At 75.0% G+C, this 11948-nt stretch carries 11 protein-coding genes; 6 read left to right on the forward strand and 5 right to left on the reverse strand.

Going from position 1 to position 11948, the window contains the following annotated elements:
• Positions 1–65 precede the first annotated feature (65 nt).
• From trmB to PKA89_RS02420, 4 genes are all read right to left on the reverse strand, one after another.
• Positions 66–746 (reverse strand): tRNA (guanosine(46)-N7)-methyltransferase TrmB, encoded by a 681-nt coding sequence (trmB, locus tag PKA89_RS02405; RefSeq protein ID WP_324416240.1) that lies wholly within the window; start codon positions 744–746, stop codon positions 66–68.
• Between the two features lie 55 nt (positions 747–801).
• On the reverse strand, positions 802–1914 hold the full coding sequence (locus tag PKA89_RS02410; RefSeq protein ID WP_324416496.1) for a PP2C family protein-serine/threonine phosphatase: 1113 nt from the start codon (positions 1912–1914) through the stop codon (positions 802–804).
• 141 nt (positions 1915–2055) lie between these two features.
• Positions 2056–2526: a ribose-5-phosphate isomerase gene (locus PKA89_RS02415; RefSeq protein WP_324416242.1), complete on the reverse strand. Its 471-nt coding sequence runs from the start codon at positions 2524–2526 to the stop codon at positions 2056–2058.
• A gap of 1 nt (position 2527) precedes the next feature.
• Positions 2528–3160, reverse strand: a complete 633-nt coding sequence (locus PKA89_RS02420; RefSeq protein ID WP_324416244.1) for a disulfide bond formation protein DsbA — start codon at positions 3158–3160, stop codon at positions 2528–2530.
• 119 nt (positions 3161–3279) lie between these two features.
• Here PKA89_RS02420 and pepN point away from each other — a divergent pair, with 119 nt between their 5' ends.
• From pepN to PKA89_RS02435, 3 genes are read left to right on the forward strand one after another with little or no spacing between them, the layout of a single operon-like run.
• On the forward strand, positions 3280–5832 hold the full coding sequence (gene pepN / locus PKA89_RS02425) for an aminopeptidase N (RefSeq protein WP_324416246.1): 2553 nt from the start codon (positions 3280–3282) through the stop codon (positions 5830–5832).
• Positions 5825–6781 (forward strand): mechanosensitive ion channel family protein, encoded by a 957-nt coding sequence (locus tag PKA89_RS02430; protein WP_324416248.1) that lies wholly within the window; start codon positions 5825–5827, stop codon positions 6779–6781. The genes pepN and PKA89_RS02430 overlap by 8 nt, the downstream gene beginning before the upstream one ends.
• Complete coding sequence (locus PKA89_RS02435; protein ID WP_324416250.1) at positions 6778–7176, forward strand: globin; 399 nt, start codon at positions 6778–6780, stop codon at positions 7174–7176. The genes PKA89_RS02430 and PKA89_RS02435 overlap by 4 nt, the downstream gene beginning before the upstream one ends.
• On the opposite strand, the gene PKA89_RS02440 is transcribed toward PKA89_RS02435, so the two are convergent.
• Positions 7166–8275 carry a crosslink repair DNA glycosylase YcaQ family protein gene (locus tag PKA89_RS02440; RefSeq protein ID WP_324416252.1) on the reverse strand — a complete coding sequence of 370 codons (1110 nt, stop codon included), beginning with the start codon at positions 8273–8275 and terminating at the stop codon, positions 7166–7168. The genes PKA89_RS02435 and PKA89_RS02440 overlap by 11 nt on opposite strands.
• Before the next feature lie 116 nt (positions 8276–8391).
• Between PKA89_RS02440 and PKA89_RS02445 the strand changes: the two genes are divergently transcribed.
• The 3 genes from PKA89_RS02445 to PKA89_RS02455 all read left to right on the forward strand — a co-directional run bounded on the left by PKA89_RS02445 (position 8392) and on the right by PKA89_RS02455 (position 11938).
• On the forward strand, positions 8392–9237 hold the full coding sequence (locus PKA89_RS02445; RefSeq protein ID WP_324416254.1) for an alpha/beta hydrolase: 846 nt from the start codon (positions 8392–8394) through the stop codon (positions 9235–9237).
• A 98-nt stretch (positions 9238–9335) separates the two neighbouring features.
• Positions 9336–11117, forward strand: a complete 1782-nt coding sequence (locus PKA89_RS02450; RefSeq protein ID WP_324416256.1) for a glycoside hydrolase family 13 protein — start codon at positions 9336–9338, stop codon at positions 11115–11117.
• A 2-nt stretch (positions 11118–11119) separates the two neighbouring features.
• The gene (locus PKA89_RS02455; RefSeq protein ID WP_324416258.1) at positions 11120–11938 is read left to right on the forward strand and encodes a glycerophosphodiester phosphodiesterase; all 819 of its coding nucleotides are present in this window, start codon (positions 11120–11122) and stop codon (positions 11936–11938) included.
• Positions 11939–11948: the final 10 nt, after the last annotated feature.

Genomic DNA, 11948 nt, shown 5'->3' on the forward strand with positions numbered 1-11948 from the left:
CCGCGAACGTGTGTGAAGAACGTCGCCAGGCCGACGTTCTTCACACACGTTCGCAGTGGGGGGAGTCAGGGCAGCAGCGTGCAGCGGAGCTCGGAGACGGTGCGCCCGTGCCGCAGCCCCTTGGCCTCGAAGCCGTCGTCCGGACGCCACGCCGGACGCTCCCCCTCGACGACGTCGAAGCCTCCGAACGCGGCGAGCTGCTCGCGACAGTGCCGGGCGTAGGCGTCGATGTCGGTGGCGATGCGCAGCACCCCGCCGGGCGCGAGGCGCGAGGCGATGAGCGTCAGCGTGTGCTGCTGGACGAAGCGCCGCTTGGCGTGCCGCTGCTTGGGCCAGGGGTCGGGGAAGAACAGGTGCACGGCGGCGAGCGTCGCCGGCTCCACCCGGGCGCGCAGCAGCGGCAGCACGTCGCCGGGGTGCACCCACAGGTTGGCGACGCCGGCCTCCTCGGCCGCGGCGAGCATCCGGGCGACCCCCGGCACGTGCACGTCCACGGCGACGACGTCGGCCTCCGGGTGGGCCAGGGCGTAGGCGATGGCGGCGGCGCCGTGCCCGGACCCGATCTCGAGCACGACCGGGCCGCTGCGCCCGAACGCCTCGGTGGGCACGAGCGGGCCCTCGGGCAGGGCGCGCGCCGGCAACAGCGTGGCCATCCGCTCGTCGGTCAGGGGGCTGTTGCGCCAGCGCGGCGTGAAGGTGCGCACGCCCTCGCGGGGCTCGTGGTCGAGGACCGGGCGGGATGCCACGGGTCGGGCCTTTCGGGTCGGGACCGGGTGCCGGGCCGCGGCACCGCCGTCCGCGTCAGACGCGGCGCACGGAGAACGCGGCCCGGTCGTCATCCTCCCCCGAACGCGCCGCCTCGCACACCTCGCGGGCGACGTCGCCGTCCCGGACGACCGACATCGCGGCCACGCCGAGCATCCGGTCGATGCCGTCGGTGAGGTCGCGGTCCCGGGTCTCGACGACGCCGTCGGAGTAGAGGAGCAGCCCGTCGCCACGCTCGAGACGGCCGGTGAGCCGGGGGAACTCGGCCTCGGGCAGGAGGCCCAGCAACGGGCCGCGCGAGCCCTCGAGGACGGTCCAGCGGGCGCGTCCCGAAGTGTAGGCGGCCGGTGCGGGGTGCCCCGCGTTGCCGACCGAGTAGGCGCCGGTGCGCAGGTCGAGCTCGAGGTGGACGGCCGTCGCGAACCCCTCGCCCCACCCCTGCCGCACGAGGTACCCGTTGGCCGCCCGGAGGAAGCTGGCGGCGGGCACCGCGCCGAGCAGCCCGCCGAGCGCACCGGAGAGGAGGAGCGAGCGGGTGCCCGCCCCGGTGCCCTTGCCGCTGACGTCGACGAGGACCACCTCGAGCCGCTCCTCGCCCGGGGCGAGGTGCGCGATGACGAAGTCGCCGGAGAAGCGGTCGCCGTGCGCGGAGAGGATGCAGGAGGTGGCGTACCAGCCGGTGGGCAGGGCCGGCACGCCGCCGGCCTGCACGATGCGGTCGCGCAGCTCGACGAACATCCGGTCCGCACCGAGGCCGCGGGTGCCGACGAGGGCGCGCGAGCGGGCGACGAGCACGGCCTGCCACATCACGAGGGCGACGGCGACGACGACCCCGGCGACCCGCACCGGGTCGAGCAGGGAGACCGGCGACCAGACGAGGACCACCGCGGCGGTCGCGCCGAGTACGACGGCGAGCCGCCGTGGTTCGAGGACGAGCCCGGCGAGCACGAGCAGCGGGAAGACGAGCGCGATGGGGACGAGCGCCGGCGCCAGCACCGCCCCGGCCCCGAGGAGGACGACCCCGACGACGAGCAGGACGGTGGGGGCGCGCCCCTCGGCGAGGCGGCCGAGGCGGTCGGCGGGGAGGCGGCGCCACCCCACCTCGGCCTCGGGACGGACCGCCCCGGCCGGCTCACCGCCTGCTGCCATGCTCACCCCTGTGTCGTCGTCCGGTCGCCACAGTCGGGCGGGCGTCACAATAGTGCCAACCGACCCGCCCCGCCAGAGGATCGGCGCGGACCGCTCCCGCGCAGGTGGGGAGCCTGCGGCGGAGGTCGCCGGAAGGCCCGCTCAGGGGGTGGGCGGGAGGCTGCCGTCGGCCTCGTAGGCGTCGATCATCCGCAGCCGGCGCACGTGCCGCTCCTCGCCGCTGAACGGCGTGGCGACGAAGGTGCGCACCATCGCCCGAGCCACCTCGGGCTCGGTCATCCGGGCGCCGATCGAGATGATCCGGGCGTCGTTGTGCTCACGGGCGAGGCGGGCCAGCTCCTCGTCGTAGCAGAGGGCAGCGCGGACCCCGCGAACCTTGTTCGCGGCCATCTGCTCCCCGTTGCCGGAGCCGCCGAGGACCACGCCGAGCGCCTCGGGGTCGGCGGCGACGGCCTCGGCCGCGCGGAGCACGAAGACCGGGTAGTCGTCCTGGGCGTCGTAGGCGTGCGGGCCGTGGTTGGTCACCTCGTGGCCCTCGGCCTCGAGGAACGCCGCCAGGTCGGCGACCATCTCGAACGCGGCGTGGTCGCCGGCGACGTGGACGCGGGCCATCTCAGTCCTCCGTGTCGAAGATCGGGCCCTGGGTGCGGGACCGCTTGAGCTCGTAGAAGCCGGGGGTGCGGGCGAGCAGCAGGCAGCCGTCCCAGAGCAGCCCGGCGGCCTCGCCCTTGGGCGCCGGCGTGACGACCGGACCGAAGAACGCGACGCCGTCGACGGCCACGACGGGGGTGCCCACGTCGTCACCGACGAGGTCGATGGCCCGCTGGTGGCTGGCCCGCAGCTCGTCGTCGTGCTCCTGCGAGTGCGCGGCCTCGGCGAGCTCGGCCGGCAGGTCGAGGTCCGCGAGGGCCCCGGCGATGGCCGTGGCGTAGTCCTCCTCGCGGTGGTGGATGCGGGTGCCGAGGGCGTCGTAGAGCGGCTTGACGACCTCGTCGCCGAGCTTGTGCCGCGCGGCGATGACCACGCGCACCGGGCCCCAGCCGTCGTCCATCAGCTCGCGGTACCTCGCCGGGAGGTCCTCGCGGCCCTCGTTGAGCACCGAGAGGCTCATGACGGACCAGGTGACGTCGACGTCGCGCACCTGCTGCACCTCCCCCATCCAGCGGGAGGTCATCCAGGCCCACGGGCACAGCGGGTCGAACCAGAACTCGGCGGAGGCGCGGGTGGGGGCGGTCTCGGTGGTCACCCTCGCCATCCTGCCACCGCACCCCCCACCCCCGGCCGGGTGGTCCCGCACCGTGACAGGATGAGCCGCGGGGCGCCCGGACCGGGCGCCCTCATCGCACAGGACGACAGGAGCCCCCCGTGCCCGGCACGAACCTCACGCGCGACGAGGCCGCCACCCGCTCGGCCCTCGTCACCGTCGACACCCACGACGTCGTCCTCGACGTCACGGCGAGCGCGGAGACCTTCCCGACGACGAGCACCATCCGGTTCTCGTGCAGCACACCGGGCGCGGAGACCTTCCTCGACTTCGTGGGCGCCTCGGTCGAGTCGATCACCGTCAACGGCGCCGAGCTCGACCCCGCGACGCACTACGCCGACAGCCGGGTCCGCCTCACCGGGCTCGCCGAGCAGAACGAGGTCGTCGTGCGCGCGACCGGCCGGTTCACGAACACCGGCGAGGGGCTGCACCGCTTCGTCGACCCGGTCGACGACGAGGTCTACCTCTACACGCAGTTCGAGGTGCCGGACAGCCGGCGGATGTACCCCGTGTTCGAGCAGCCCGACCTCAAGGCCGAGTTCGGCTTCACGGTCACCGCGCCGGCGCACTGGCAGGTCGTGTCCAACTCCCCGACCCCGCAGCCGCTGCCGGCCGGCAAGGGCACCGCCACGTGGGCCTTCGAGCGCACGCCACGCATCTCGAGCTACATCACCGCCCTCGTCGCCGGCCCCTACGACGTCGTCCGCGACACGGTGACGACGCGGGCCGGCGAGGTGCCGCTCGGCATCTTCTGCCGCCGCTCGCTCACGCCGTACCTCGACGCCGACAACCTCTTCGAGGTGACCAAGCAGGGGTTCGCCTTCTTCGAGGAGGAGTTCGACTGCGCCTACCCGTTCGCGAAGTACGACCAGCTCTTCTCGCCGGAGTACAACATGGGGGCGATGGAGAACGCGGGCTGCGTCACCATCGCCGAGGTCTACGTCTTCCGCTCGCGGGTGCCCGACGCCCTCGTCGAGCGCCGCGCCCTCACCGTCCTCCACGAGCTGGCGCACATGTGGTTCGGCGACCTCGTGACGATGCGGTGGTGGAACGACCTGTGGCTCAACGAGTCCTTCGCCGAGTGGGCCTCGACGACGTGCCAGGCCGAGGCGACCGAGTGGACCGACGCGTGGACCACGTTCGGCACCTACGAGAAGGACTGGGCCTACGGCCAGGACCAGCTCTCGACGACGCACCCGATCGTCGCCGAGATCCGTGACCTCCAGGACGTGGAGGTCAACTTCGACGGCATCACCTACGCCAAGGGCGCCTCGGTCCTCAAGCAGCTCGTCGCCTACGTCGGCCGCGACGCCTTCCGTGAGGGGCTGCGCACCTACTTCCGCACGCACGCCTGGGGCAACACGACCCTCGACGACCTGCTGACCGAGCTCGAGGCCACCTCCGGCCGTGACCTGCGCGCGTGGTCGCGCCTGTGGCTCGAGACCGCGGGCGTCAACACGCTGCGCCCGGTCGTCGAGGTCGACGAGTACGGACGCATCAGCGCGGCGGCCGTCGAGCAGACCTTCGCCGAGGGCTACGAGACGCTGCGCCCGCACCGCCTCGGCATCGGGCTCTACGAGGTCCGCGACGGCGCGCTGCACCGCACCGACCTCCTCGAGCTCGACGTCGACGGCGAGCGCACCGAGGTGCCCGAGCTCGTCGGCCGCGAGCAGCCCGACCTCCTCCTCGTCAACGACGAGGACCTCGCCTACGCGAAGATCCGGCTCGACGAGCGCTCGCTCGCCACCGCCCTGGCCCACCCGCGCGGCTTCACCGAGTCCCTCCCCCGCGCCCTCGTCCTCGCCTCGGCGTGGGACATGACCCGCGAGGCCGAGATGGGCGCGCGCCGGTTCGTCGACCTCGTCCTGGCCAGCCTGCCCGGCGAGAGCGACTCCACCCTGCTGCGCACCCTGCTCGTCCAGCTGCGCACGGCGGTCTTCTCCTACACCGCGCCGGAGCACCGCGAGGCCACCCGCACCGCGACCCGCGACCGGCTGTGGGAGGTGGCGCGGGCCGCCGCCCCCGGCAGTGACGCGCAGCTCCAGCTCGTCATGGCCGCCGCCGCGTTCACGACGGCGGGCGACGACACGACGACGCTGCGCGGCCTCTACGAGGGCACCGAGGTGCTCGACGGCCTCGACGTCGACTTCGAGATGCGCTGGACGCTGCTCACCGCGCTCGCCGCGGCCGGTGACTCCTCGGACGAGGAGGTCGCCGCCGAACGGGCCCGCGAGGACACCGCGACCGCCCGCGAGCGCGCCGCCCGCACCCTCGCGGCCGTGCCGACCGCGCAGGCCAAGGAGCGCGCGTGGCGCACGAGCGTCGAGGAGAGCGGCCTGCCGAACGCCGTCGTCGACGCGACCGGCCTCGGCTTCAGCCGGGCCGGCACGCCCGCCGAGCTCCTGCGTCCGTACGTGGCGCGCTACCACACGATGCTCGACACCGTCGAGGCCAAGGGCTCGCACGCCCTCGTCGAGGCCCTCGTCCTCGGCTTCTACCCGAGGCCGCTCGCCGACGCCGCGCTGCTCGAGGCGACGCAGTCGTGGCTCGACGAGCGCGCCGACGCCCCCGCCGCGCTGCGCCGCCTCGTCGCCGAGAACCGCGACCCGGTGGTCCGCGCCCTCGCCGCCCAGGAGCGTGATGCCCGTGACTGATGCCGTGACCGCCCTGCTCGCCCTCGACCCGTTCACCCTCGACGCGAGGACGGTGAGCACGTACTGGGACACGGTGCAGGGGTGGCTGCTCACCGACGGCATCCGGGTGCTCGTCGTCCTGCTCCTCGGGTTCGTCGCCCGCTGGGCGCTGCACCGCTTCATCGGCCGGGTCGTCGCGACGATGACCTCGCGCACGGCCGCGCGCCTGGCCACCGCGGGGGGTGCCGGGCGCGTCCTCGCGACGGCCACCGGTCTCGCCGGTGAGCGGCACCGACAGCGGGTCGAGACGATGGGGTCGCTGCTGCGGAGCATCTCGACCTTCGTCGTCGGGATCGTCACGGTGCTCACCGTGATGGCCCTCGTCGGGCTCCCGCTCGGGCCGCTGCTCGCGTCGGCAGGCGTCGGCGGGGTGGCCCTCGGCTTCGGCGCGCAGAGCCTCGTCAAGGACTTCCTCTCCGGGATCTTCATGATCTTCGAGGACCAGTACGGCGTCGGTGACGTCATCGACACCGGCGAGGCGATCGGCACCGTCGAGGAGGTCACCCTGCGGGTCACCCGGCTGCGCGACGCCGACGGCATCACCTGGTACGTCCGCAACGGCGAGATCGTCCGGATCGGCAACCGGTCGCAGGGCTACTCGGCCGCGTGGGTCGACATGCCGGTCTCCTACCTCGAGGACATCGAGAACGTCCTCGGCGTCGTCCGCGCCGCGGCGGAGGCCTTCGGCAACGACCCGACGTGGTCCGAGAAGCTCCTCGAGCCGCCGACCGTCCTCGGCGTCGACTCGATCACCGGGCAGACCGTCACCGTGCGGGTGCTCGCGAAGTGCCTGCCGGGCGAGAACTTCGGCGTCCAGCGCGAGCTGCGCACCCGCATCAAGCTCGCCTTCGACGCCCACGGCATCCAGGGCCCGCCGCTCCCGCCGTTCTCGACGGGGGCCCACTCGTGAGCCTCTACGAGGAGGTCGGCGGGGCCCCCACCTTCGAGCGGCTGGTGCACGCCTTCTACGAGGGCGTGGCCGCCGACCCGCCGCTGCGGGCGCTCTACCCGGAGGAGGACCTCGCGCCGGCGGAGCGCCGGCTGCGGATGTTCCTCACCCAGTACTTCGGCGGGCCGAGCACGTACAGCGAGGAGCGTGGCCACCCCCGGCTGCGGATGCGGCACGCGCCCTTCCCCGTGACCCTCGACATGCGCGACCGCTGGATGCGGCACATGCTCGACGCCGTCGAGGTGGCCGGCATCCCCGAGCCGCAGGCAGAGCAGATGCGCGACTACTTCCTGCGCGCCGCCCACATGCTCGTCAACACCGACGACGGGCACGGCCACCCGCCGCTCACCCCCTGAGCCGCAGGTCCCGCCCGAGGATGGCACCGAGCCGCCCGACCTCCTCGTCGAGCGCCCCGGCGGGCAGCGGCGCGGCGTCGAGCCAGGTGACGTCGAGGTCGTCACCGCGCCGGCTCCAGGTGCCGCGGACCACCCCGCCCGCGACGACGAGGTTCGCCTTGCGGGTCACCACCTCGCGCCGGTCCGGCGGGACCACGGAGGTGTCCCTCGTCCCCGGTCCCATGACCCACTGGTCGTGGCCGGGCAGCAGCCGCACGGCCTCCGACGGCTCGGCCGCGAGCAGCGCCTCGAGGTCCTCGCGGAGCAGCAGCGACGGCGTCCCAGCGACCTCGACCGTGACGAGCCGGTCGGCGAGGCCGGCCAGCCAGCGCTCGACCCGCCGGCGGCCGGCGCTCAGGCCGTCGCCCAGCCAGTGGTGCACGTGCCCCGGCGTGGCCGGGCCGTAGGTGCGCAGGTAGGCCAGGACCGCACGCGGTCCGGCGTCCTCGAGGTCGGGGACGCCCCGCCACCGCGGGTTGGTGTCGAGCCGCTGGAAGGTGGCCCGGCCCCCGCGCGGCGGCCCGAAGCACATGTCGCCCTGCCACGTCAGCGGCTTGACCAGCGTGCCGGCTCCCGCGGCGAACACCGGCGCGAGGTGGCGGTAGGCCGGGTCCCGGGTGACCACCTCACCGAGCTCGGTCACGGTGAGCGGCCCGGCGGTGAGGGCCTCACGGACGGCGGCGCGGAAGTCCGGCCAGTCCTCCGGCGCCAGCCGGTAGTGCTCGACCCAGCTCGGCAGCTCCCACTGCCGTCCGGCGGCCCGCAGCGCGAGGTAGATGCCCCCGTCCTCCGCCGCGAGGTGGTGCACCGCGCCCCGGAAGGCGAACACCCTGACCACCGTGCCCGCCGCGAGCGCCGCCGCCAGCTCGCCGGGACGCGAGCTGCGCCGCCGGGTGCGGACGGCGAGCTCGGCGCCCGCCTCGTCCATCGAGGGCACCGCACCGAGGCGACGGACCACCCCGGCGACCGGCTCGCCGCCCACCGGGTCGAGCAGGTGCCGCGCGAGCCGGTGGGCGAGCGCCTGCTCGCGGGTGACCCGGACCTGCGTCGTCGCGACCATGCCAGCGAGCCTGCCACCGGATCCGGACGGTCCGCGTCCGGCACGTGGCGTTCCCGACACGTCCGCAGGTCCGGTGCCCGTCGGGGTCGACACTGGAGCCGAGAGGAGCGCACGAGATGACGGCCGGTCGGCGCGCGGCGGGACTCGTGTCCCGGACGGCCCTGGTCGCCTGCGCCCTGCTGGCGGCCTGCACCCCGGGCGGCGACCCGGGCGTCCGCGTTCTGCCGGCCCACGACTACCGCCCGGGCCTGCAGGCCACCGCGCACCTGCCCGTCCGCACCGGACCGGCGCCGGTCGTCGTGCTCGTGCCCGGTGGCGGCTGGGTCTCGGCCGACCCCTCCGGTCTCGCCGGCCTCGCCGAGCACCTCGCGGCCGCCGGGGCGGTGGCGGTCCCCGTCGAGATCCGCGCCGCCCGCGACGGTGTCGTGTGGCCGACCCCCGTGGAGGACGTGCTGTGCGCGCTCGCCGACGCCGCCGTGACCAGCCGCGAGGCCGGGATCGAGCCGACGGCACTGGTCCTGCTGGGGCACTCCTCGGGCGCCCACCTGGCCGCGCTCGCGGCGCTGGCGCCGCACGACGTGCACCCCGTGTGCGCCGACCCCCTCGTCGTCCCCGACGCGCTCGTCGGGCTCGCCGGGCCGTACGACGTCCGGCAGGTCCCCGAGGCCGCGGTCGCACTGCTCGGCGTGCGGCCCGAGGAGGACCCGGCCCGGTGGGTCGCGGCGGACCCGCTGCTGCTCGCCGACCGGCGGCCGGACCTGCCGGTGCTGCTGGTCCACGGCGACGCCGACGACGTCGTCCCGCCGGCCCAGAGCCGCGCGTTCGACCTCGCGCTGCGCGCCGCCGGCCACCCCACCTCGCTCGTCGTGGTCCCCGGTGCCGGTCACGCGGACGCGTACTCGGCCGACGTCGTCGGCGACCTGGTGGCCGAGTGGGTCACCGCCCTCGGGCCGCGGCGCTGAGGCCCCACGGGGCGGCGCCGCAGGACGGGGGCTCGGGGTCGGTCCACGGCGGCGGGCCGGTTTCGACGCGGCCGGGCAGATGGGGAAGCATGGGGCGGGTGACCGCCCAGAGCACCGAGCCACGCCCGCTCACCGAGCCCGGCACCGTCCTCCACCCGGCCGAGGCGCCCGACGCGCCGTGGTGGCGCGACGCCGTCATCTACCAGGTCTACCCGCGCTCGTGGGCCGACAGCGACGGCGACGGCATCGGCGACCTGCCGGGCATCACCGCCCGCCTGCCCTACCTGCGCGACCTCGGCGTCGACGCGGTCTGGCTCAGCCCGTTCTACGTCTCGCCGATGAACGACGCCGGGTACGACGTCGCCGACTACCGCGACATCGACCCACGCTTCGGCACCCTCGAGGACGCCGACCGGATGCTCGCCGCCGCGCACGACCTCGGGCTCAAGGTGCTCGTCGACCTCGTGCCGAACCACACGAGCAGCGAGCACGCGTGGTTCCGGGCCGCCCTCGCCGCCGGCCCGGGCAGCCCCGAGCGCGACCGCTACGTCTTCCGCGACGGACGCGGCCCGCACGGTGAGGAGCCCCCGAACAACTGGCCGTCGGTCTTCGGCGGCAAGGGGTGGAGCCGCGTCACCGAGGCCGACGGCAGCCCGGGCCAGTGGTACCTCCACATCTTCGACGTCACCCAGCCGGACCTGAACTGGCACAACCCAGAGGTCCGGGCCGAGCTCGAGTCGGTCCTGCGGTTCTGGTGCGACAGAGGGGTCGACGGCTTCCGGGTGGACGTCGCGCACGGCCTCGTCAAGGCCGAGGGGCTGCCGGACTGGCACGGCGCCGTGGGCCTGTACGACGAGGTCGTCACCGAGGAGGGTCCCGAGGCCGACGGCGACACCTCCGTGCTCGACCACAACGCCGGCGGGCACGCCCCGATGTGGGACCAGGACGGCGTGCACGAGATCTACCGCTCGTGGCGCCGGGTCCTCGACTCCTACGGCCGCCCCGACCGGATCCTGTGCGCCGAGGCGTGGGTCAAGCCCGAGGAGCGGCTGGCCCGCTACGTCCGGCCCGACGAGATGCACCAGGCCTTCAACTTCGAGTTCCTCGAGGCGCCCTGGGACGGGGCGGCCCTGGCGGCGGTCGTCGAGTCGTCGCTGCGCTCGAACGACGCCGTCGGCGCGCCGACCACGTGGGTGCTGTCCAACCACGACGTCGTCCGGCACGCCTCCCGGCTCGGCCTCGACCAGCACCGTCCGCGGCCGAACGGCATCGCCGCCGACGACCCGCAGCCCGACGCCGAGCTCGGGCTGCGCCGGGCGCGGGCCGCGACCGCGCTCATGCTCGCGCTGCCCGGCGGCGCCTACGTCTACCAGGGCGAGGAGCTCGGGCTGCCCGAGCACACGACGATGCCCGACGAGGTGCGCCAGGACCCCACCTACCACCACACCAAGGGGGAGGTGACCGGCCGGGACGGCTGCCGGGTGCCGATGCCCTGGGTCAGGGACGCCCCCAGCCTCGGCTTCGGCCCGGGCGACCACCCGTGGCTGCCGCAGCCCGAGGCCTACGCCGGGCTCGCGGTCGACCAGCAGGACGGTGTCGCGGGCTCGACCCTCGAGCTGTACCGGACGCTGCTCCGGCTGCGTCGCTCCCTCGGGCTCGGGCGCGGCTCGTTCGCCTGGGACGGGCGGACCGGCGGCGACGTGGTCGCGTTCCGGAGCGCGCCGGCGGAGGACGGCGGTGAGGTCCTCGTCGTGACGAACACGGGCGCGGCACCGGTGGCGCTTCCGGCGGGCGAGGTGCTCGTCGCGTCCGGGCCGCTCGGTGCCGACGGCACGCTGCCCGCGGACACCACCGTCTGGCTCCGCCCCACCGCGGGCTGACCGTGCGGGCCGCCGACTTCCCCTACCTCGCGACGCCGACCCCCCTGGCCCTCGCCCACCGCGGCGGGGCCAAGCTCGCCGAGAACGCCGGGCTGGAGAACACGCTGGTCGCCTTCGGTCGGGCCGTCGCGATGGGCTACCGCTACCTCGAGACCGACGTCCACGCGACCCGCGACGGCCACGTCGTCGCCGTCCACGACCCCCGCCTCGACCGGGTCACCGACGCCACGGGGGCCGTCGCCGACCTGCCGTGGGAGGCCGTCGCCGCGGCCCGCATCGGCGGCTCCGAACCCGTGCCCCTGCTCGCCGACCTCCTCGAGGCCTTCCCGGACGCCCGCCTCAACATCGACGTCAAGGCGGACACCGCCCTGGCGCCGACCCTCCGGGTGCTGCGCGACCACGACGCCCTCGACCGGGTGTGTCTCGGCTCGTTCTCACCGCGGCGCGTCCGGGCCATCCGGCGCGAGCTCGGCCCCCGCGTCGCCACCGCCGCCGGCCAGGTCGGCACGGCGGCGCTGCGGTTCTCGCCGGCGCTGCTCAGCCGGCTGCTGCACACCCCGGCGCCGGTGCTCCAGATCCCGGCGGAGCACCGGGTCGCGGGGCGCACGCTGACCCTCGTGACCCCCGGGCTGGTCCGGCGCGCCCATGCCCTCGGCAAGCAGGTGCACGTCTGGTTCCACGACTGGTCGCGCGAGGACGCCGACGAGTACCACCGACTCCTCGACCTGGGCGTCGACGGCATCGTCGCCGACCGGATCGACGTCCTGCGCGACGTCCTGGACCAGCGCGGACACCCCCTGACGCCGAGGTCCGGGCACTAGGGTGACGACA

The organism is Phycicoccus sp. (genome assembly GCF_035325325.1).
GTDB lineage: Bacteria > Actinomycetota > Actinomycetes > Actinomycetales > Dermatophilaceae > Phycicoccus.